We start from the raw sequence: 21,251 nt of genomic DNA, 5'->3' as shown, positions 1-21,251 counted from the left end.
GGACCGCCATGCAGCCTGCGGTCTCCCCGAGTATAAGCGAGGAGTAAGGTCTACCGGGACTCGTCGACGCCCCGTTCGAGTTGGCGTAGGTACTCGGCGCTGTCGAAGTGGCCGCGCGACTCGGCGATGAGCCCGTCTGCCCCGATCCGCCACTCCTCGAAGCCGCTGATGCGAACCCGCTTCCCTGTCCCGCCCGGACCCGTGTTAGCGCCGGCGAGAGTCCAGCGATAAACAACCCGGTTCCCCTGTATGGACAGTCCGTCCATGAGCAACGTCATGTCGGGGAAGTCGGTCATGAATCCCTGGGCCACTGCGGCGATGGCGCCACGACCCACGGCCGGCGGACCACCGTTGACGCTGAGCGATCCGGCGGGCGAGTAGCAGGAAGCCACACTCGCGGCATCCTGGCTACCCCACGCTGCGGTGTAGCACTCCGCGAGATTGTGCAACTGAGCTGAGATGGGCATACGAGGCCCTGATGGGTAGGCGAATCGCACCCCCACCCTGGCGGAGCGCAGGGGTGCGGTCGCTCTATTTCTTGGCCATGGTGTATTCGCCGGTGCAGTCCCAAGTGGCGGATTGATCTGCGTTGCCCGCTCCCTTGCAAGTGCCGCTGGCCTTTGCGCCCTTCAGTTTTCCTCCGCCTTCACGCAAAGTCCACTTGTCGGAACCCGCCTGCAGCACGCCGTTTTTCATCGTGCCCATCATCTGGTACGTGTAGAAATTCTTGTCCCCGTTGGCCATGGTTTCGACAAACTCGCCGTGGCCGGTGAATTTGTCGCCGGTGACTTCAATAAACTCGGTGCCCATACCGGACTTTCTCTTCACGCCGTCGATCTCGCCTTTGGGGGCGGTGCAGTTGATCTGGTCTACGGCGTAGGCGTGGCCGGGCTTGTCGCCGACGTCAATACTGTGCTGAATCGTAGCTTTCCCGCACTTCCACTGGTTGTCCATCTTGACTTGTGCCAGAGCGCCGCACGACAGCAGACACACTGAACACAGAATTAGCCAAAGCTTCCTCATTCCTGCCTCCTTGTTGAGTTGCGAAAGTGATGTGGCCGGAGTGACGCGTCCGTCAAATCGCTGAAACCCCACTGCGAACGTACTGGCTGGGTATCTGGGAGAGGCACTATACGCTGCAAGGGCGTCTCTGCCTAGAGAATCCAGCGAGGCGGCTCTATCCCACTCGCGGCGCGTCGATTCGAGATCAGCAGCGCGGTGGTACACTCCACGGCATATGCTCGAAGCAAAAGCTCTGCGCAAGAGCTACGGCAAGGTTGTCGCACTGGACGGCGTCAGCCTGCGTGCGGGTGAGGCGGAGACGGTCGGCCTGCTTGGGCCCAACGGCGCGGGAAAAACCACCACCGTCTCGATCATCGCCGGCCTGCTGCGCCCTGACTCCGGCGAGGTGCTGATCGCGGGCAATCCGTTGCGCGGCGACACCGATCCCATCAAGCGCAAGATCGGCCTGGTTCCCCAGGACATGGCCCTCTACGACGAGCTCTCCGCTCTCGACAACCTCTCTTTGTTTGCCGCGCTCTACCAACTTGACCGTGCCACCGCGAAACGCGCAATCGCCGAAGCACTCGATCTGGTCGAGCTCGCCAATCGCGGCCGGGACAAAGTCGGAACGTTCAGCGGCGGCATGAAGCGGCGCCTGAATCTAGCGGGAGCGCTTCTCCACGACCCGCAAATCCTGCTCCTCGACGAGCCCACCGTCGGGGTGGACCCGCAGAGCCGCAACGCCATCTTCGAAAACCTCGAGACCCTGAAGCGGCGCGGCAAAACGCTCATCTACACCACCCATTACATGGAGGAAGCCGAGCGACTCTGCGACCGCATCGTCATCATCGACCACGGCAAGGTAATCGCCGACGACACCCTCGCCGGGCTGCACCGCATGCTGCCGGTCACGAACGTCCTCGCCATCGAACTTGAAACGCCCGATGGATTGCGTTCGGAACAACTGCGGACCCTGCCGGAGGTCCAGTCGGCGGAGATTCGCGAGGGTGTCTTGCGGATCGGCGTACACAACCTGGCGACCGACACTCCCGGAATCCTGAAGTGGCTGGCCGAGCACGGTCATCCCTATCAGCACCTGGGCAGCGAGCGGCCCAATCTGGAGACGGTCTTTCTGACTCTTACTGGAAGGAGCCTGCGCGACTCATGAGCACTGCTTTCTGGGCCTTGGTGCGAAAGGATCTTCGGATGTTTTTCTCCGACCGCCGCGCCGTGATCGTGGGCCTGCTGGTGCCGATCATCTGCGGCTCGTTCTTCGGCTACCTGTTCGGCGGACGAAAGGGCGAGACGGAAGTCAGCCGCATGCCGGTGCTGGTGATCGACCAGGACCAGAGCGAGGTTTCCGCCGCCATCGTCGCCCGCCTGAGCGCCGACAAGAACCTCGAAGTGAAGCCATCCACCCTGGAAGCCGCGCAGGTGGCGGTGCGCAAAGGCAAGGCCATGGTGGCGATTGTGATTCCCAAGGGCTTCGGCAGCGAGGCAGGACGCGCCCTCTTCTACAGCGGCGCGAAAAAGCCGGAGCTGCGCGTGCTCTACGATCCGTCGCATACCATGGAATCTGGAATGGTCCAGGGAATTCTGAGCGGCGCCGTCATGCAGTCGGTAAGCAAAGAGATGTTTTCCGGCAAGGGTGGGCGCGAGATGGTGAAGCAGTCGCTGGCGGAAATCGACTCCGCCAAAGACATGCCCGGCGCGGACAAGAAGGTCATGCGCGACCTGTTGGGCAGCGTCCAAGCTTTGAACCAGCAGCAGGACCGCGCGCAAACGGCCGGACAACCTCAGGCCACGACGGGCATGAGCATGCCCTACGAAACGCGCGCCGAAGCCATCACCTCCGGCTCCGGCATTCAGTACAACGGGTACGCACATTCGTTCGGTGGAATGGGAATTCAGTTCATCCTCTTCATGGGACTCGACGTCGGCCTCCGCCTTCTGCTGCTGCGCAAGAGCGGACTGTGGCAACGGCTGCGAGCGGCGCCACTGTCGCGCAGCGTCCTGCTGGGCAGCCGGGCGATCAGCGCGGCCATCATTGCGGCATTTATCATGCTCTTCCTCTTCGCCTTCGCGCGCCTGGTGTTTGGAGTTCGCATTCAAGGCAGTCTGCTTGGATTCTTCGGAATCTGCGCAGCCTTCTCGCTGATGACTGCCGCCTTCGGGCTGATGGTGGCGGCGCTCGGCAAAACGCTCGAAGCCACTCGTGGAATCTCCATCATGGCGACACTGATCATGGTCATGCTGGGTGGCGCGTGGGTGCCGGCGTTCATCTTTCCGCGCTGGTTGCAGCAGGCCACCCTGGTTGTGCCGACGCGCTGGGCGATGGACGGCCTCGACGCCATGACCTGGCGTGGCCTGGATCTTTCCGCCGCCCTGCCGCCCATCGCCGTGCTGCTTTTGTTTACGGCGTTATTCGGGACGGTCGCCGTGACGCGCTTCCGCTGGGAGGCGGAAGGCTAGGCGCGCTTCAGTTGGCGGGACAAGCGGCTCCCGCGGCCGCCCAACGCGCGTTCGCTTCGCGGCCGCACTGCACATTGGAGTGCTCGCGGCCAGCAGCCTGAGCCGAGCGCATCCGATAATCCATGTCGTGCGGAGAGAGACTTGCTACTATCGGGTCAGCGAATGAGGTCCTCTTAATGTCCCGATCACGCGCATTCCTCCTGTCCGCGATCCTGCTGCTGAACCCCATGCTTCTCGGCACGAAGCAGAAAGCCACCCAAGACTTCAATACGTTTCTTGCTACCTTCAAAAGCGCCGTCGAGCAGAAGGACACAGAGACGCTCGCGAGGTTGATGTCGCCAAGCTTCGATTTCATCCGTGCCACCAACGTGCCGCCGGGCGCCGTGTTCAGCGGCCTGGACTCAAATCATGGCCAGCAGTGGCTGAACCTGCAGCAGGCGGCGCAGGGCACCCCCATGCCCTATGCCGGAAGCGGCCCCTACAAGAATTCGCGCGTGCTGCGGTGCACACCGCTTGAGGGGGTGTCCTACTGCCTGGTCATTTTCCAGAAGGATTCCCAGAAGCGCTGGCGCTGGCGCGCGATGGTCATGCCCACCTGGGGATGGAGCGGCGGGTGGCCCCCTTAACCATTCCCGGCGCCGCAAGCGGATTTCTGAAATGGGTTTTTTAGACGCGAAGGAAGCATGGCCGGGACGGGCAGATTTGAACTGCCGAACGCGCTCGTTCTGGCGAACGAGCGGCCCCTCGCACGCGTTCTTTTGCGCGCATTCGCTTCGCGACCGCGCTGCACATTGGGGTGCTCGCGGTCGGCCCCTCAAGCGCATTTCTGGAATGTGAATTCTGAACGCGAGGAATGGAATGGTCGGCCCTAGCAGACGATTTTCGAACTTGGGCGATAGCCGGACTGCCCGATTCCGCTCCGCTGTCGTTCTGAGATTTGGGATTCCCACCGTTCGAAAACCGCGAACGGTGGGGCCCCAGTTCACTTGTTCGGTTCAAAAGTTAAGGAAGGGTGCGCCACCCGCCAATTTGGTGCGATGGTCCGTCAGCTTTTAGTGTCAAGGCTTAATGTAGTGTCTGATAGGCTTAATGGGTTGCGGGATTTTGTGGCGTAAAGGTACAGGATCGAGATAATCAAGCGCAAATGTCTGTGGGGAGCCAAGTACAGGTGAGCCAATCGAAAGTGGGCCATCGCCCGTATTCGGAAAAGCAAGATAGTTCCAATTGCGACCCCTAAAACCGATGGCATGCGAAGGGCCACAAGGATCGAGGGTAGTACTAGCTATCGTCAGTGAGCTGTCTGCAATACAGGTAACCACAAAAGTTTCGCTAAGCCCAGGCGTAAGTGCGGAGGCTACGACATAGTCCGCATGCTCGTCCTCATCATGCTCAATTCCTACATAGTGGCCATCCGCAGTGCGCAGATAAACTTGCTCGCCTGATACGAGGGGGTTAAGAACGCTGCCATTAGGGCTGAGCAAGGTAAAAATCTCTTCGGGGCTTGGCCGGCTCATTACTGGACTTACGAACCCATTCGGATCATCGGTGTCATATTCTGCCATTCTTGCGTTGACATCACTGCCCCCACCATTTACCGCATATACGTAGGTCACCCACATTGATACTCCAACATTTGTAGCGCCCCCAAATGTAGGTAGAGAATACAATCGGATTCTCATAATTGCTCCTTTTGTTAGAACTACCTCAACCTTCAAAATTGCTCGCTTTGCGGAGTGCGAGAATTGCACGTCTTTTCGGAAGAATTGTGCTTTGGCCGGAGAGTCGGATGCTAGCATCCATTCCCGGCGAAGGTTCGGATATCTACTTGTTGTTACGAATTCAGAACAGACGACCCGGAATTTTGTTGTGACGTTCAAAACCGAAGGAATGGTCGCCGTTGTAAGTTCTTGGTCTAGCCTCGTTTAAATAATTGGTCGGGACGGGCAGATTTGAACTGCCGAACGCGCTCGTTCTGGCGAACGAGCGACCCCTCGCACGCGTTCTTTTGCGCGCGTTCGCTGCGCGACCGCGCTGCACATTGGGGTGCTCGCGGTCGGCACTCAAGCTGACGTGCGGCGCAGAGATTTGTGCAGGAGAAAAGAATGGTCGGGACGGGCAGATTTGAACTGCCGAACGCGCTCGTTCTGGCGAACGAGCGGCCCCTCGCACGCGTTCTTTTGCGCGCATTCGCTTCGCGACCGCGCTGCACATTGGGGTGCTCGCGGTCGGCAGCCTCAAGTGCGTTGCTAGAGATGAAATTTGGTGTGGAAGAAAAGATTGGTCGGGACGGGCAGATTTGAACTGCCGACCCCTCGCACCCCAAGCGAGTGCGCTACCAGGCTGCGCCACGTCCCGACGGAAGAGCTAGTACCGAGTACCAAGTACCTAGTGGGGTGAATCCATTTTAGCAAACGGCGGGAGGAATCGGGTGATCCAGACATCGGGTGATCGGGTGATCCGGCGATCGGGTGATCGGCGTAAGCGTTGAAGCAGGTTCTTGATATCCCGAAGGCTTTCAAATCACCCGATCACCAGATCGCCCGATCACTCCTCGATTCCCAGCTTCTGCCGGCCTTCGGGGCTGATCCGGTCCGGAGTCCAAGGCGGATCCCACACCACATTCACCTTCGCGTTGTTCACTCCGGGCGTACTGAGCAGGGTGGTGCGCACGTCGCGGCTGATTTCGGTATGCGAAGGGCAGCCCTGGGCGGTGAGCGTCATGTCCACCGTCACGTCGCCTTCGTTCTCCACCTGGACGTTATAGATCAGGCCCAGATCCACGATGTTCAGCGGAATCTCCGGGTCGTAGCAGTTGCGGAGGCGCTCCATGATGTCGTCCACAGTCGGCATGGGGATATTGTACCGAAAATGCGTACCCCGTAAGTCACCTGCCTCGCCTCGCTGCGGCGCACATAATTGAGGACGAACCCGGAAGCGAGGAGCCGCGGCCGTGAACTCGGCCCCAGCAAGGACATTCGTTTCTTTCGTCGTGCCCGGAGGCGCGCTGTTGCTGGCGGCGCTGGTGCTGGCGCACGTCCCGGCGGCGCACGCTACCGCGCCTTACGTGGTCAACTTTTTGTTGTGGACCGCCATGTTCGGCGCACTCGCCATGGCCTGGCGGTTCCATTCCAGCCGCGTGGTCTTCGCCGCCGTGGTGCTGTGCCTTGCCGACCGCGCGCTGGTCATGCTGGGACACGCGTCGGCGCCGGCGGCCAATGCGGGATTCGCGCTGCTGGCGCTGCTGGTCCCGCTGAACCTCGTCTTCTTTTCGGTGATTGGCGAGTGCGGGCTCACCCTGGCGTCGGTGGGATCGGGCGTGGGCATTGTTTCGGTGCAGGCGGTGGCGGTCATCGTACTGGCGCGCCCGGAGAACCTGGAATTCGCGCGCTGGGCAGAACGCACATATTTGCCGGGAGGGCTGTTCGCCTGGACACCATTGCCCCAACTGGCGCTGCTGGCGGGTGCGGGCGCCGCGGCCTGGCTCGGCATGCGCATGGCCCTGCTGCGCAAGCCGGTGGACAGCGCCTTCTTCTGGAGCGTGTGTGCCGCCTGTGCCGGGCTGCACGTGGCGTCACCGGGGCGGGCGTCGTCGCTGTACCTCGCCACCGGCGTGCTGATGTTTGCCGCCGCGCTGGTCGAAACCTCGTACCTGCTGGCCTTCCATGACGAACTGACGGGACTGCCCGGGCGGCGCGCGTTCAACCAGGCGCTGCTCGCCCTGCATGACACCTACTCCATCGCCATGGTGGACGTGGACCACTTCAAGCGCTTCAACGACACCTACGGCCACGACACCGGCGACCAGGTTTTGCGCATGGTTGCCGGGCGGCTGGCACAGGTCGGGGGAGGCGGGCACGCCTTTCGCTATGGAGGCGAGGAGTTCGTCATCGTGTTTCCCGCCCACAACGCGGCGGACTGTGTTCCGCACCTGGAGGAGCTGCGCGCGGCCATTCAACGGTCCAGTTTTATGGTGCGCGGCCCGGATCGCAGCGACCGCCGGCGCGATGAGCGGCGCTACACCAAGCCGGGGCGGCGTCCGGTGGGCAGCGCGCGGACCAGGACGGCGGTGACAGTGAGCATGGGAGTGGCCGAGTCAAGCGTCAGGTTGTACACGCCGGAGCTGGTCATCGAGGCGGCCGACCAGGCGCTTTACCGCGCAAAAGATAACGGGAGAAACCGGGTGGAGGCGGCGGGGAAAGCGAAGCATATAGCGCAGCCCACCGCGGTCGGCACCAGGTAGTTGGTAGCTGCATTTAGTGATTTAGTGATTTGTGATTTAGTGATTTACCAATCGCGTGGCGAACCGACAAATCACTCAATCGCAAATCACTCAATCACTAGAACTGGTTTCAAAAATGCATTTTCGCCTGAGGAAAAATGTCCCTCAGGGGCTAAGAGGCTGCTGAAAAACTCGCGTAGGTGGAACGAAAATGAGATTCCTCGGGGGTGAAGCCCCTCGGAATGACAGTAATAAAGGGCTCTTGCGGCGCGGCTGAAGCCGCGCCCTTTCAAAACGAGCTTCACTCGGAGTTTTTCAGCAGCCTGCTAAAGGCCACTATTCTTGCGGCCTCGAGCGGCACGGCTCCCTCCGCTTCGCTCGGGACAGGTTCCGCCGTGCCCTACCCCCAAAAAGCCCTACCCAAAAACCGATTCTTGAAACCAGTAAACCAGTTCTAAATACCAAAAGAACTCACGCCTTGGCGCTTCGTTCCATTACTTGTTCCGAGGTCATGCCGTAGAGCGGCGGCGTTGGCACGCCCAACATTCCCAGGTAGACATAAATCTCGCCGCGATGGTGGATTTCATGCTCCACCACCAGCCGCAGCACCTTCCACCGTTCAGAACTGGCAGGAAGAAGAAAGCAGTGTCCGCAGCCCAGTTGACCAGCCGCGCGAAAGCAGCGTGGCTCACATGAGGCGATCGTTGGAGCACCACAATGTTCAATTCTGAGTCATACAGAAAGGCGCAGGGCTCCGAGTGGCTTGAGTGCAGCGATAACGACCGGATGCATTCGCATCTGGTCCGCAACATTATCCAATAACGCACTAAATCTGCTAGGCAGCGACACAAGATGTCCGCGCCGCATGAATGACGAGTTCTTCTCCTGCGTCTGTTCTGAATTCGGAACAAATCGTATTTTCTGAACAGTAGAGGTTCTCGTGCGCGTACATTCGCGGCCACTATGCGCGAAGCAACCGATAGCAGCATCATTCGATCCGTCACGAACGGTCGTCGTCAAATTCACCTGTGGATAAGCGAGGCTGACTATTCGTTTGTGCGGTCAATCGCGCGTGCAAAAGAAGTCTCAATCTCACAGGTGATACGCGCCCTCATACACGAACATAGGCGAACATCCTCGACGAACGCAAGCCTCCTTTAGCAACTTGAAGTTCCGAAACGGAACACTCGGCTAGCTATTTTGTTGTACCAGTGTTGTACAACTCGCTTGCGCGACCTCGTGCGCAAGAGTATCGCTGCCGCGCTTTCACGGGTCTTGGAGAGTGCTGGGCCATCTGTAAGGTTGAGAACCGATCACATACCGTCTAGGGGGACATGACGATGAAGATCAACTCACGCTTCTGTACCCTTGTTGTAACTGTATTGTGCTCTCTAACGTCGATCAACACTTCCGCACAGGTTTGTGAGTGCGTACCGTACTGTGAGCTTACCGAGTGCTCATGCGGAGTGTTGGATACGTGTTTCTGCGAGTGTGTGGGCTGCCCCACACCGATCATAATCAACGTTTCCCGTGGAGACATCGTACTCACGGATGTAGCGAACGGAGTACTCTTCGACATTAACGCTGACGGCTTGCCAGAACAGATTGCCTGGACTAAAGCAAACTCACAAGTCGGCTTCTTAGTGCTCGACCGCAATGGAGATGGAGTCATAAACAATGGCACCGAATTATTCGGCAATGTGACTCCACAACCTTCTTCAAAAACACCAAATGGCTTTCGAGCACTTAGCGAGTTCGACAAGCCTGAGAACGGAGGAAACGGTGATGGAGTGATCGATTCACACGACGCAGTGTTCCCGCGGCTCTTGCTGTGGATAGATGCTAACCATAACGGTATCTCCGAGCCTGCTGAACTGCACCCGTTCTCGGAGTTCGGGATTACGAGTATATCGCTTGACTACCGACAATCGCAGAGAACAGACGAGTTTGGAAACATCTTCCGCTATCGCTCTAAAGTCATTATCGGTGGACACAGCACATGGGCCTACGACGTTTTGCTGATGAGTAAACCGCCAGGTTCAACTCGATAGCGGACACTTAGTTTCACTGACCACAATGTTTCGTGTTCGACTTCAATGAGGGCAATAACGATGCTAAATCGACGCGTTCTAAAGGTGCTTGCGATTACATTCGGATTGCTACTTCTTCCGGCAATGACGACCCGTATGTTGAGTGTAGCTGCGCTGCTGCCTCCACATCCAACCTTCTCCCAAGTGAAACACGTTTTTGTGCAGTCAACACAACATCAGATCGCAGTACCACATCGAGGTCTGCTGTCGCAGGTTCGCTTCACGTTTATTCCGAGTGCTCAGGCATGTGCCACCACGTTTTGCGACACCTCAACAACGAAGCCGACCTGTAACGACGAGAATTGCGATCGAAGAATGTGCGGTAAATGCCCGGATTGCTGGAACGGACCATGCACAATTTACACATGCGCCGTCACAACGACTATCAACAGGGCATGCAAGTTCAAGTACAATAGCTATCCCCCCTGTGGCACTTGTCGTAACGACACTGCTTCGAGTGACTGTGTACAGTTGTAAATGGAGAATAGGGTGACACTATGTTGAAACTCATGACGTTCTCAATACTCTTGCAACTCTTCCTGAGCGCTGGTACCGCACAAGAAGTTCCAGTTGTTCTTTCTGTCGGCGGCCAGAACGAGACAGGATTCCTCACGAAATGGGATTATGCCGCCCAACGCGCGATCTTCTTTAGAGACACGCGTGTAGCGTCAGTGCCAGCCGTCCAAATGGTTGCGCAAAGCGGTAGTATGATTTCAATTTATCCTTTGCTGGATCTCCCGGGGGCGCTCAGTATTGGCGTATGGGATGTGGCACAAACGCCGTCAGGAGGCGTTGTGTTCAGTGCAATAGCACAATATACGGCGGAATCGTCCAAGCCTCGCGTGTTGAAGTCCCTCCTGATGACGTACGACCGAGATGGAAAACTTGAAAGGATATGGGATGTATATCCATATCACCACCACCATCTTGCAGTCGCCGCTGACGGAAGCGTATTCGCCTTAGGGACTAAGGACACTAAAGAACGAGGTTATCCGCTATTAATCAAATACTCTTCTGCGGGAAGAGTTCTCGGGGAGTTTCTCCCGGCAAGTCAATTCGCCGTAGGAGATGAAGTGGTGGAATCAGGCTCTGAGTGTGGCGAAACAGAGATGTTTGTCGCCGGAGATCAACTTGTGCTTTGGCTCGCACCTGCCGAAGAGATACTCACAATATCCCTTTCAGGCGGAATACGCGGACGGTACCCCTTGCACAAGGTACTTGCAAACATGGCGACTAATAATAACGCTGCGAAGGCGAAAATAATAAAGATGTCGCCGACGCAAACTGCGGGGACGTTTCTTGCACAAATCCAGTTATGGCCCGCAGCGGGTGACGCCACATCGAAGGTGCGTACAGTCATGGCTGTGCTTCCTACCAATGGTGACGGGCAGCTTGTGACAAGTAAGTCTCCTGAGGGAGGGAAATTTCTAGGGCAGACCAAGAGCGGCAAAGCTGTCTATCTTGAATACAAACCCCCCGTCGGACTTGTCTTGCACACATACGAATAGACGTGCGCAAAGGCTGTCTCTGAGTAATTGTTGATCGATCTGGTTTTCGCGTTTTCTACGAATTCTGTACTTGAATCTAGTCGCTGGCCAGCTTTTTCGCGATTCGTGCTTAGTGACGACCTGGGCGGGTGGCCCGGCGCGAGAAAATTTCGACGGACTCGGCGTGCAGGCGTTCGACGAAGGCGAGCACGTTGTCGTAGCCGTCGGCCAGTTCGCGCCCGCATCCGTGATAGCGGCTGGGCTTGCCCTGCACGATTTCCGCCCACAGATAGCGCTCAATCGTCGCCAGGTGCCGCAGCACGTCGCCGAGCGTGAACTTGCCGGGCGCGTAGGTCCACTCCAGCTTGTCCGCCGGAATCACGCGCGCCACCCGCATGGTGCGCTCGCGAACGTTTTTGTAATAGGGCAGGAATGACTCGATGTGGGTGATTTCCATGGGCGTGATTTTAATGTGCTGCGGAAACGCGCTGCATGAATTTTGTCCCCTCGGGGATTAGTGTGCGCTGCTCCTCGCCAGGACCTTATGCGGCAGCAGGTAAGTGAATCCCACAAACACTTCCCAGCGCGTGGATGTACTGGTGAATCCATGATTGAAACCGCCATCGATCACGAGGTTTTTCCGCGGATTGTAGTTCAGCGCCCACAAGTTGCCGACGGCATGACTGCGGAGAAAGGGCTGAGTGAAATGCCAGATTTCTCCGGAGATCCCGAATTTCCCGCCCAGCGGATGGGAAACCGAGAGCGTCTGCCCGAACTGGGCGCGGTGAATCGCGTTGTCGATGACTTCGTTGAAGAGATAATTGGTGTCGTAGTGAAAGCCTTTTACGTCCGCGCTGGCAAGCAGGATCAGCGAGTTTCTGGCGCTGCCAATATCGAGGTCGGGTGAGTTTCCACTGTAGACGCGGCGGAAATAACTCAAGGCAATGGTCGGACGCGCGCCTTCTCCCTGATGGACAACTCCCTGCACTCCCAGTGCCACGTCTCCCGTCCCGTTGGCAGTTTGATGGTCAGCGCGGGAATGGGCAAACGGTTCTGATACGGCCAGCAATTCGATCCGGCGCGTGAAAGCAAACTTCACCACCTCGTTGAAACTCGACTGGGAAGAGAATTCGGGAGAGTGCCACGCACCCACGTACCCGGATTCAAATTGAAGGTAGCCAACCGGAGTGAGGGTGGCGGGGGTGGAGACGGTTGGTCGGCCGGGATTGGCCGTAGGTTCATCCGGTTGGACCTGCTGCGCCGCCGCGGAAACCGCGACGCTCACCAACAATAACTGGAGTGATACCGACCAGCGCCGGGTCATCGCACTTTCGCCGCGCGCTTCATTTCGCCTTAAGAAGAAGCACGGGCACATTGATACTGTGCTGAACCCGGGTGGCGGTGACGCCACGAACTAGATCGGAAAAAAAACGGTGTCCGTGGGTACTCATGGCCACCAGGTCGCAACCCTTCTGCTTGACCCATTTGATAATTTCATTCGCCGGGTCGCCATACGCCAGTTCGGCCTGCGCCGGAATGCCCGCCGCGAGAAACTCGGAGCGCACTTGTTCCAGATAGGCAGTGTCTTCGGCGATTTCGGGACTGACCGCGTCCGGGCCATAGGTTCTGGCGGCCCATCCATCGGCGACATGAAGCAACACTACCTTGCTGCCCGCGAGCTTCGCGAGCTGTTTGACGTGCTCGATGATGGCCCGGTCCGTTGGCGTGCCATCCAAGGTCACGAGAATTTTTTCGTACATCGGCTCTTCCGTTTCTGTCGTAAAGGCGTCATCCACCGGTGATGACCTGCCAGGCAGCTTTGAGCGAGTCCGGCAGGCCATAAATGTCCATCGCGGTGATCAGAATTGCGCTGCCCCAGCCGGCAATCAAGAGAAACCATCCGTTCTTCCACGTCCCCATTCGCTTTCGGGAACTGGTGAAGTGCAGGAGCGGGAACATGGCGAACGGAAGCTGCAGCGCCAGCACCACCTGACTGAGGGTCAGCAGATCGGTAACGCTGCTGTCGCCTCGGAGGCCGATTATAAAGACCGCCGGCAGGATGGCCAGGGTGCGGGTGATGAGCCGCCGCACCCAGGGCTGAATGCGCCAGTGCATGAAGCCTTCCATCACGACCTGGCCGGCCAGGGTGCCGGTGATGGTGCTGCTCTGGCCGCTGGCCAACAGCGCCACTGCAAACAGCGTGCTGGCTGCGGTGGTTCCCAGCAACGGCGCCAGAGTCAGATAGGCGAGCCGAATCCAATCACTGTCGGCGCTGAACTTGACCACCTGGCCCCCGGCCACGGTCACGCTTTCCTTGCCGAAGAACACGGTCGCCGCCAGCACCAGAATCGCTGCATTGACGAAGAAGGCAATGGACAGGGCGACGACGGAATCGATGGTGTTGAACTGGATGGCGCGACGAACCGACAGTTGGTCCTTCTGCAACTGGCGGCTCTGGACCAGGGCCGAGTGCAGGTACAGGTTGTGGGGCATCACGGTGGCGCCGATCATGCCGATAGCGACGTAGAGCATCCCCGAGCGACGAAAGTGCGGCGACACCAGCGCCCGTCCCATCTCCAGAAAGCCGGGGTGGGTCTGCGGGAGCACGAAAATCTCGATGAAGTAGCACACGCCGATGGTGGCGATCAGCAGCAGGACCACGGCCTCGATGGTCCGCATTCCAAAGCTTTGCAGGGCCAACAGCAGGAGCACGTCCAGGCCGGTGATGATGACCGCCCACAGCAGCGGGATATGGAACAGCAAATTTAACGCGACCGCGCTCCCCAGGACTTCCGCCAGGTCGCAGGCGCCAATAGCCACTTCGCTCATCAGCCAATTGGGCCAGCGGGTCCAGTTGGGGTACCAGTCGCGGCAGCATTGGGCGAGATCCTTGCCGGCGACCACGCCCAATTTCGCGGCAATGACCTGCATGAAGATGGCCATCAGGCTGGCCAGGCCGACCACCCACAAAAGCCCGTACTTGAACTGCGCGCCGCCTTGCAGGTCCGTTCCCCAGTTGCCGGGGTCCATGTAGCCGACGCTGACCAGAATCGCCGGCCCGACGAAAGCCCGCCACTGCTCCCAGAAGCCGGCCTGATGGTGCGGCACCTCGACGGTGCTGTGCATCCCCTCCAGCGAGACATGGCCGATCTCAGAACGGTTGGCCAAACTATTCTCCCTTATCCAGACTTAGCGCCTGAAACTGAAGCATGGTTAATGTGAGGTTCGTGCCGGGCGATCCGGCGCCACCCAGACCTTGTCCGCCGCGGGGCTGCCGAGCGGGACCTCGCCGCGCTCCGTGGCCAGGGTCAGAGTCTGGTCGTAATGGCGCCCCAGGACGCGAATGTGCGCATCGGGGCGCACGCCGCGCTGGTCGAGAAATTCCAGCAGGCGCGGATCGCGCTCGTACACGCTGCGCACCACGTAGCTCTTCCCCGTTTCCGCCTGCGCCAACTGGACCAGCCCGCGGCGCTTGCGGCTGGCCGCACTCTCCGGCGTCATCAGGTTGCCATGCGGGCAAATGCCGCCGCGGCCGAGTTTTTTCACCAGGCGCGCTTCAAAGTCCGCGGAAACAGCATGCTCCAGGCGCTCGGCCTCCTCGTGGACCTTGGTCCACTCCATGCCGAAAATCTCGTGCAGCATGCGCTCGATCAAGTGGTGGCGCACGGTCAGCCGGCGCGCGATCTCCCGCCCTGCCCCGGTGAGCTGCACCCGGCCGTCTGCCTGCACTTTCACCAGGCCATCGCGCTTGAGGCGGCGCATGGCCATGGTCACCGCCGGCGCGGAAACCGAAAGCCAGTGCGCCAGCGTGGCCGAGATCACGGCCTGGCTCTCGCTCTCCGCCTCCAGAATCGCCTTGAGGTAGTCCTCTTTCGAGACGGTAATCATTGCACCGGGATTATACTCCAAAACTTAACTATAGTTAACAACATCATGATTTTCGCGTTTCTCGTGCGCAGATCCTTCACCACCGAGCCACCGAGTGCACCGAGATCCACCGAGACCGGAGGCTTAACCCAGAGGACGCTGGGGACGCGGAGGACCGTAGAAGCCCTTAATTTTTTCTTCCTGCTGCTTCCTGCGCCTGCTGCGTGATTGAGACCCGGTCAGCTCGGTGGGCCTCGGTGCCCTCGGTGTCTGGGTGGTGAGTTTCGCCGCCGCCCGTGGACTGCCCAGAAAGTGGCGCTTGAAAGGTGAATCGCGAAACCTGTACTCTGGGCGGCACATGAAGGTTCTGGTGATTGGCAGCGGCGGGCGCGAGCACGCGCTCGTCTGGAAACTGCGGCAGTCGAAGCGCGTCCGGCAGGTGTACTGCATTCCGGGCAACGGCGGCATTTGCGCTGAGGCGGAATGCTCCGCGGCCGACGTGCGCAATCTGGATTCGCTGCTGGAAGCCGCCCATCGCATCCAGCCTGATCTCACCGTGGTGGGGCCGGAGGGGCCGCTGTCGCTGGGCGTGGTGGACGAATTCCAGCGGCGCGGACTGCGCATTTTCGGCCCCACGGCGGCGGCCGCGCGCCTGGAATCCAGCAAGAGCTTTGCCAAGGAATTCATGTACCGGCATCGCATTCCGACCGCGCGCTATGCGATCTGCGATTCCATGGAGGAAGTGCGCGAGAACATCGAGCAGTTCCGCGCGCCGGTGGTGGTGAAAGCCGACGGGCTGGCGGCGGGCAAGGGCGTGGTCATTGTCAAGAGCCGCGAGGAGGCGATGGCGGTCGCCGCCGACATGCTGTCGGGCAAGATGGTGGGCGAGGCCGGCGGGCGCGTGGTGCTGGAGGAATTTCTGGAGGGCGACGAACTCTCGTTTCTGGTGTTGAGCGACGGCGAGCGGGTCACGCCGCTGGTCGCGGCCCAGGACCACAAGCGCGTCGGCGACGGCGACACCGGCCCGAACACCGGCGGCATGGGCGCGTACTCCACTCCGATGCTGGTGGACGACCAGATGCGCGACTGGCTGGTCAACCACATCGCGCGTCCGGTGGTGGCCGGCATGCGCGAGGAAGGCACCGAGTTTCGCGGCATCCTGTACTGCGGGTTGATCATGACCGCGCGCGGGCCGATGGTGCTGGAATTCAACGCGCGCTTTGGCGATCCGGAGACGCAGCCGATGGTCATGCGGTTGGAAAGCGACCTGCTGGGGCCGTTCATCGCCTCCATTGAAGGGCGGGTGAGCGACGGCGATTTCAAGTGGTCGCAGGACTCCTCGGTCACCGTCGTGCTGGCGTCGGGCGGATACCCGGGCGCTTACGAAACCGGCAAGCAGATCTTTGGACTGGAAGACGCGGGGGCGATGGAGAACGTGGTGGTGTTTCACGCCGGTACGGCGCGGCGTGAGGGCGCGTACTTCACCGCGGGCGGGCGGGTGCTCGGGGTCACCGCGCGCGGCCCCGATCTGCGGACGGCGATCGATCGCGCCTACGCGGCCTGCGCCAAGATCCGCTTCGACGGCATGCATTACCGCAAGGACATCGGCGCGCGCGCCCTCAAGAAGTAAGCGCTTACCGCAAAGGACGCAAGGGCACGCAAAGGCAATTGTTAAATCACCTTCGCGAACTTTGCGTACTTTGCGGTTGATTTTTGCAAGAGGATGGAATGGCAAAGACACCAGTGGTCGCCATCGTCATGGGCAGCGACTCCGACCTGGAGATCATGCGGGAGGCGGGAAAGGCGCTGGAGGAATTCGGCATCGCCTACGAGATGGATGTCACCTCCGCTCACCGCTCGCCGGCGCGCACCAGCGAATTCGCGCGCAACGCCGCGGGGCGCGGCATCCGGGTGATCATCGCGGGCGCGGGCGGTGCGGCTCACCTGGCCGGGGTGATTGCCGCCGAGACCACGCTGCCCGTCATCGGCGTACCCATTCCTTCCACTTCGCTGGGCGGCCTGGATTCGCTGCTGGCGACGGTGCAAATGCCGGCGGGAATCCCGGTGGCGACGGTGGCGGTCGGCAAACCCGGCGCCACCAACGCCGGGATCCTGGCGGCGCAGATGCTGGCGCTCGGCGATCCTGAAATCGCGCGCCAATTGAAAGGCCACAAGGAAAAGCTGGCGCGCGGCGTGGAAGAGAAATCGAAGAAGCTGAAGAGCGGGAAGTAGTTCCGGTTTCGCGTTTCAGTTTCAGGCGATCAGTTAGAAGTTTCTGCCGGCTTCGGCATCATCTCCGGTACAGTCACGAACTCATATCCCTCGCCCTTGTATCTCTGGATGATAAGCTCCGCCGCGCGCACGGAGGCGGAGCGGTCCATGCCGATGCGCAGATGCCCGCCGTCGTGCATCAAGATGACGTCGCCGCCGAGCACCTGCCGGTGGACCAACCGGGTGATCTTTTCCGGGGAGTGCGGATTCCAGTCCCAGGCGGTGACGCTCCACATGATGGGCTCCAGACCCATGTCGCGCGCGGTTCGCAACACGATGGGAGTGCGTCCGCCGTAGGGCGGGCGGAAGAGACTGGCGCGCACCACTCCGGCATTATCGAGCGCGCGCTCGCAGTCTTGCAGTTCCCGGCGAACCACGCTGCCATGGTGGAAAATCAGGTTCGGGTGGGTGTGCGTGTGGTTGCCGACGGCGTGGCCGGCGGCGGCGACGGCGCGCGCGATCTCGGGCCGCTGTTCGACGAAGCCGCCGATCATGAAAAACGTGGCGTGAACATTGTGGCGCGCCAGCACGTCAAGCAGGTGAAGGGTGTGCGGATCGTTGGGGCCGTCGTCGAAAGTGAGGGCCAGCCGGCGGGACGGGCGACGCTCTCCGATGAAGGTGCGGCCGTACAGCTGCGACCGCGGGGCCATGCTGTTGTAGCCGGCAGTGACGGCGGCAACTGCGCCCGCGATAATTGGTAGAAGCATGTAGGCGGATTGTAAGGTCGATCGGTCAATCGGTCTATCGGTCTTTCGGTCAATCAGTCGGTGCGCCGAATTTGTCAACCTGTTTTTGACTGACCGACCGATCGACTGATCGACCGTTTACTGAATCCGCAATTGCTTCCCGCAAAGTTGCGGGTTATGCTGCGCGCAGTTCCCAGGACGAGGCACCCCAGCGAGCCAAAAGCCGGCTCGCTGGGGACCCCGCAAACGGCGACCCGGCACCATGGCCAATCTTTTCGAGCTACCCCGATATATAGCAATCGAAGGTCCCATTCGCGTGGGCAAAAGCACGCTGGCGGAAGTGCTGGCGGAGCGGCTGCACGCGCAACGCATCTCCGAGCCGGAAGACAACCCGTTCCTGCGCGCCTTCTACGACGGCGAGCGCGGCGCGGCCTTTCAGGCGCAAATGGCGTTCCTGGTGCGGCGATTCGAGCAGCTCAAGGCGCTGGACGTGGGGCCGAAGTCGCGGCGCGTCGTGGTGGCCGACTACATTTTCGAAAAAGACAAGCTCTTCGCCTGCCTCAACCTGACCGACTCCGAGTTGGAGATTTACAACCGCTTTTATAGCGAGTTCCGCGCGCAGGTGCCCACGCCCGACCTGGTCATCTATCTCCAGGCCACGCCCGAGGTGCTGAAAAAGCGCCTGCGCAAGAAGGGCGCGGCGGCGGAATCGGCGATCAGCGACGACTATCTGGAAGAAGTCGCGCGCGCCTACGAGCATTTCTTCTTTCACTACACGGGCAGCGACCTGCTGATCGTCAACACCTCCGACATTGACTTCGTGGACCGCAACGAAGACCTGCAGGAGCTGTTGCGCAAGGTCAGCGAACCGGTGCGCGGCACGCAGTACTTCCTGCCGCTGGGCGGGCAGGCGGCCAGCGCGTAATCGGGCGCAAGGCGCAAAGTTGAAGGCCTTCGAGCGCGCGGAGCCTGGGCGCGCCTCGCGCTAGAATCCTGACTGCATGCAGAGATCGAGATCCATGCGCGAGGTGCTGGAGGCGCTGGAGTGGGTGCGGCGCGAGATGATGTACCACGGCTCGCCCGACTTCATCCGGCAGCGCGAGCTGGAGGGACGCGTGCGCCAACTGGCCGCGCGGCTGGCGCGCAGGGAATCGGGGGCGGCAGCCGCCAGCACGCCGGCCTGTGACAACGCGCCTCCGCCCACGAAAAACCAAGCGACACGGTAAGCACGGCGGGCCCCCGAGTAGAGCGTGGTTCTTCACCACCGAGACACCGAGTGCACCGAGGTACACCGAGGAAATTTTCCTATTTCTTCCTGAAAGGGATTTCTCGGTGATTCTCGGTGTGCTCGGTGTCTCGGTGGTGGTTCAGGCGGAACGCGCCCGCCTCTCCTGCGGCAACAGGCTGGCGTAGATGAACTGAGTCGCCGGGGTAGGCACGCCGGCTGCGCTGCCGAGGCGATGGACGCTGCCGATGATGGCCTCGAGTTCCGAGGGGCGTCCGGCGGCGACGTCGCGCTGCATGGAAGCGGTGCCTTCCCCGGGCATGGTGTCGATGAAAGCCATGGTGCGCGCGACGATGTCGGGGGCGATGCGCACGCCACGCTTGGCGGCCACGGCGGCGACCTCTTCCATGACCTGCTGCAGCAGGGCGCGCGTGGGCGGGGATTGGCGGACTTCGCCGACGTTGGCGCGCGACACGGCGCCCACGCCGCTCACGGCAGCGATGAACAACAGCTTCTCCCAGAGCGCCGCCTGAATGTCGGGCGCTTTCGATACATTCACGCCGGCGTTGCGGAACGCGTCGTAAAGGGCTTTCGCATTGCCGGCCAGTTCGGCGCCGTCGAGTTCGCCGAGCACGGCGATCGGCTCCATGGGGCCGATCCTGATTACACCGGGCGCGGCAATGGAAGCGATGATGCGGCACAGTCCACCGAGCACGTACTCGCGTCCGAGCACCCTGGCCAGGTCGTCCACGGCTTCGACACCGTTCTGCAGGGGCACGACGCGCGTGTCCGGCTTCAGCAGCGGGCGCATGGCTTTCGCCGCGTCGGGCACCTGCCAGGCTTTGACCCCAACGAGAACAATATCTACGGGACCGATGTCAGCGGGATTGTCGCCGGCGGCGACGGGAGTAACGGTGAACTCCTCCTTGGGAGTCACGATCTTCAGCCCTGATTCGCGGATGGCGCGCAGATGATCGCCGCGGGCGATCAGGGAAACGGGATTACCGGCGCGCGCGAGCGTGGCGCCGAAGTAGCCTCCGACGCCGCCCACGCCATACACAGCGACTTGCAATTGGCTCATTTGCTCATCCCTACGGATTGCGAGAGGCGGGCGAGGGCGCCCGCCGCAGCCGCGATCTGCTTATGTCAAAAGGCAGCCCCGGCGAGGGCGCCGGGGCCTATGGGCACAAGTGTACTTGAAGTGCGAGGAAAACCCCCACCCTGGCGCTGCCGTGTTATGAGCGGATGTTTTTCGCGAGCTTAGGCTGAAATGCGGTCGCCAGTTGCGCCCCGTCTCGCGAATTCCCAACCGGTGCTGGAGGCGACGGGCTTCCTGTGATCCGCTTGGGGGATGACACTCTCTACCGTGCCGATAATGGTGCCGAAATCACCGTCAGGGACCGGAGTGGTCCGGCCGTTGGCGATGATGTTGGCGACCAGGGCTTTCTGGCTTGCCGTCAAGACGGACATGGGCAGGGAAGCGAAGTGTCGAAAAAGCCAGGCGAGCAGGAGACGATGCACGAACTTGGGTCGAAACGCGCGGCGCGACGACCCGCGTTCCACCACCACCACGCCTTCGAGCAACTTTGAGACTAGCATTGTCCTCACCGGGCTGGGAATTTGCACCGAAAACAGGGCAAGTTAACGACCATATAGATTCTAGAGATGTTCCCCTTTGATATCAGTAACTTAGGATTGGGTGGCTACGTGAGTTGTCGGCCGATAATGTGCAAGAGTTTGCACACTCGCGGAAGTCGTTTGCACATTTCGGTCTGACGCATCGGCCGGAGGTAATTCGAGGATGGCTGGGGAAAATGCCGGCGATAGATCGTTAAGGGTTCCACTCACTTCGTTGGGCAGAAGATTTAGAAGCGAGGGGGGGTGGCGTTGAGATTCGCTTTTCCCAGCCTTCGGCTGCGCCCAGGGCGGGCT

General features: G+C 60.4%; 23 protein-coding genes and 1 tRNA gene. 10 read left to right on the top strand and 14 right to left on the bottom strand.

Going from position 1 to position 21,251, the window contains the following annotated elements; genetic code table 11:
- Window positions 1-50: 50 nt before the first annotated feature.
- Together LAN70_05415 and LAN70_05410 are read right to left on the bottom strand one after the other, a co-directional pair.
- Window positions 51-467, bottom strand: coding sequence for an ester cyclase (locus LAN70_05415; GenBank protein MBZ5510593.1), 417 nt, complete (start codon window positions 465-467; stop codon window positions 51-53).
- 64 nt (window positions 468-531) lie between these two features.
- Window positions 532-1,023, bottom strand: a complete 492-nt coding sequence (locus tag LAN70_05410; GenBank protein ID MBZ5510592.1) for a hypothetical protein — start codon at window positions 1,021-1,023, stop codon at window positions 532-534.
- A 214-nt stretch (window positions 1,024-1,237) separates the two neighbouring features.
- On the opposite strand from LAN70_05410, the gene LAN70_05405 reads away from it, so the two are divergent.
- The 3 genes from LAN70_05405 (at window position 1,238) to LAN70_05395 (ending at window position 4,100) form a co-directional block, all read left to right on the top strand.
- Entirely contained in the window at window positions 1,238-2,170 is a 933-nt protein-coding gene (locus tag LAN70_05405) for an ABC transporter ATP-binding protein (GenBank protein MBZ5510591.1), read from the top strand.
- Window positions 2,167-3,474 carry an ABC transporter permease gene (locus LAN70_05400; GenBank protein MBZ5510590.1) on the top strand — a complete coding sequence of 436 codons (1,308 nt, stop codon included), beginning with the start codon at window positions 2,167-2,169 and terminating at the stop codon, window positions 3,472-3,474. The genes LAN70_05405 and LAN70_05400 overlap by 4 nt, the downstream gene beginning before the upstream one ends.
- 176 nt (window positions 3,475-3,650) lie before the next feature.
- On the top strand, window positions 3,651-4,100 hold the full coding sequence (locus LAN70_05395; protein MBZ5510589.1) for a hypothetical protein: 450 nt from the start codon (window positions 3,651-3,653) through the stop codon (window positions 4,098-4,100).
- Window positions 4,101-4,532: 432 nt separating this feature from the next.
- Here the strand turns inward: LAN70_05395 and LAN70_05390 are convergent, their stop codons facing one another.
- The 3 genes from LAN70_05390 to LAN70_05380 all read right to left on the bottom strand — a co-directional run bounded on the left by LAN70_05390 (window position 4,533) and on the right by LAN70_05380 (window position 6,324).
- Entirely contained in the window at window positions 4,533-5,093 is a 561-nt protein-coding gene (locus LAN70_05390) for a hypothetical protein (protein MBZ5510588.1), read from the bottom strand.
- Between the two features lie 659 nt (window positions 5,094-5,752).
- Window positions 5,753-5,829 (bottom strand) — tRNA-Pro (locus tag LAN70_05385).
- Between the two features lie 189 nt (window positions 5,830-6,018).
- Complete coding sequence (locus LAN70_05380; protein ID MBZ5510587.1) at window positions 6,019-6,324, bottom strand: metal-sulfur cluster assembly factor; 306 nt, start codon at window positions 6,322-6,324, stop codon at window positions 6,019-6,021.
- A 100-nt stretch (window positions 6,325-6,424) separates the two neighbouring features.
- Here LAN70_05380 and LAN70_05375 point away from each other — a divergent pair, with 100 nt between their 5' ends.
- The gene (locus tag LAN70_05375; GenBank protein ID MBZ5510586.1) at window positions 6,425-7,714 is read left to right on the top strand and encodes a GGDEF domain-containing protein; all 1,290 of its coding nucleotides are present in this window, start codon (window positions 6,425-6,427) and stop codon (window positions 7,712-7,714) included.
- Between the two features lie 450 nt (window positions 7,715-8,164).
- On the opposite strand, the gene LAN70_05370 is transcribed toward LAN70_05375, so the two are convergent.
- Window positions 8,165-8,419 carry a DinB family protein gene (locus tag LAN70_05370; protein ID MBZ5510585.1) on the bottom strand — a complete coding sequence of 85 codons (255 nt, stop codon included), beginning with the start codon at window positions 8,417-8,419 and terminating at the stop codon, window positions 8,165-8,167.
- Between the two features lie 767 nt (window positions 8,420-9,186).
- On the opposite strand from LAN70_05370, the gene LAN70_05365 reads away from it, so the two are divergent.
- Window positions 9,187-9,744, top strand: coding sequence for a hypothetical protein (locus LAN70_05365; GenBank protein MBZ5510584.1), 558 nt, complete (start codon window positions 9,187-9,189; stop codon window positions 9,742-9,744).
- A 536-nt stretch (window positions 9,745-10,280) separates the two neighbouring features.
- The gene (locus tag LAN70_05360; protein MBZ5510583.1) at window positions 10,281-11,291 is read left to right on the top strand and encodes a hypothetical protein; all 1,011 of its coding nucleotides are present in this window, start codon (window positions 10,281-10,283) and stop codon (window positions 11,289-11,291) included.
- 109 nt (window positions 11,292-11,400) lie between these two features.
- Here LAN70_05360 and LAN70_05355 read toward each other — a convergent pair whose 3' ends face one another.
- From LAN70_05355 to LAN70_05335, 5 genes are all read right to left on the bottom strand, one after another.
- Complete coding sequence (locus LAN70_05355; protein MBZ5510582.1) at window positions 11,401-11,727, bottom strand: DinB family protein; 327 nt, start codon at window positions 11,725-11,727, stop codon at window positions 11,401-11,403.
- A gap of 57 nt (window positions 11,728-11,784) precedes the next feature.
- Entirely contained in the window at window positions 11,785-12,594 is an 810-nt protein-coding gene (locus tag LAN70_05350; GenBank protein ID MBZ5510581.1) for a transporter, read from the bottom strand.
- Window positions 12,595-12,613: 19 nt separating this feature from the next.
- Window positions 12,614-13,066 carry a universal stress protein gene (locus LAN70_05345; GenBank protein ID MBZ5510580.1) on the bottom strand — a complete coding sequence of 151 codons (453 nt, stop codon included), beginning with the start codon at window positions 13,064-13,066 and terminating at the stop codon, window positions 12,614-12,616.
- Window positions 13,059-14,396 (bottom strand): Nramp family divalent metal transporter, encoded by a 1,338-nt coding sequence (locus LAN70_05340; protein MBZ5510579.1) that lies wholly within the window; start codon window positions 14,394-14,396, stop codon window positions 13,059-13,061. The genes LAN70_05345 and LAN70_05340 overlap by 8 nt, the downstream gene beginning before the upstream one ends.
- Before the next feature lie 87 nt (window positions 14,397-14,483).
- Window positions 14,484-15,158 (bottom strand): metal-dependent transcriptional regulator, encoded by a 675-nt coding sequence (locus tag LAN70_05335; protein ID MBZ5510578.1) that lies wholly within the window; start codon window positions 15,156-15,158, stop codon window positions 14,484-14,486.
- A 337-nt stretch (window positions 15,159-15,495) separates the two neighbouring features.
- Between LAN70_05335 and purD the strand changes: the two genes are divergently transcribed.
- Both purD and purE read left to right on the top strand, forming a co-directional pair.
- Window positions 15,496-16,767: a phosphoribosylamine--glycine ligase gene (gene purD / locus LAN70_05330; protein ID MBZ5510577.1), complete on the top strand. Its 1,272-nt coding sequence runs from the start codon at window positions 15,496-15,498 to the stop codon at window positions 16,765-16,767.
- 98 nt (window positions 16,768-16,865) lie between these two features.
- The gene (gene purE, locus LAN70_05325) at window positions 16,866-17,369 is read left to right on the top strand and encodes a 5-(carboxyamino)imidazole ribonucleotide mutase (GenBank protein ID MBZ5510576.1); all 504 of its coding nucleotides are present in this window, start codon (window positions 16,866-16,868) and stop codon (window positions 17,367-17,369) included.
- A 29-nt stretch (window positions 17,370-17,398) separates the two neighbouring features.
- Here the strand turns inward: purE and LAN70_05320 are convergent, their stop codons facing one another.
- Window positions 17,399-18,115 (bottom strand): polysaccharide deacetylase family protein, encoded by a 717-nt coding sequence (locus tag LAN70_05320; protein MBZ5510575.1) that lies wholly within the window; start codon window positions 18,113-18,115, stop codon window positions 17,399-17,401.
- Between the two features lie 241 nt (window positions 18,116-18,356).
- Here LAN70_05320 and LAN70_05315 point away from each other — a divergent pair, with 241 nt between their 5' ends.
- Complete coding sequence (locus LAN70_05315) at window positions 18,357-19,019, top strand: deoxynucleoside kinase (protein ID MBZ5510574.1); 663 nt, start codon at window positions 18,357-18,359, stop codon at window positions 19,017-19,019.
- A 76-nt stretch (window positions 19,020-19,095) separates the two neighbouring features.
- Entirely contained in the window at window positions 19,096-19,320 is a 225-nt protein-coding gene (locus LAN70_05310; GenBank protein ID MBZ5510573.1) for a hypothetical protein, read from the top strand.
- Between the two features lie 141 nt (window positions 19,321-19,461).
- Here the strand turns inward: LAN70_05310 and LAN70_05305 are convergent, their stop codons facing one another.
- Together LAN70_05305 and LAN70_05300 are read right to left on the bottom strand one after the other, a co-directional pair.
- Window positions 19,462-20,400: a 2-dehydropantoate 2-reductase gene (locus LAN70_05305; GenBank protein MBZ5510572.1), complete on the bottom strand. Its 939-nt coding sequence runs from the start codon at window positions 20,398-20,400 to the stop codon at window positions 19,462-19,464.
- A 179-nt stretch (window positions 20,401-20,579) separates the two neighbouring features.
- A complete protein-coding gene (locus tag LAN70_05300) occupies window positions 20,580-20,918 on the bottom strand; it encodes a hypothetical protein (GenBank protein ID MBZ5510571.1) in 339 nt (112 codons plus the stop codon).
- Window positions 20,919-21,251 lie beyond the last annotated feature (333 nt).

The organism is Terriglobia bacterium, assembly GCA_020072845.1.
Classification (GTDB): domain Bacteria; phylum Acidobacteriota; class Terriglobia; order Terriglobales; family Acidobacteriaceae; genus JAIQGF01.
Note: the sequence above shows the minus strand (reverse complement) of the source record. Positions and strands in the feature narration are given on the sequence as shown.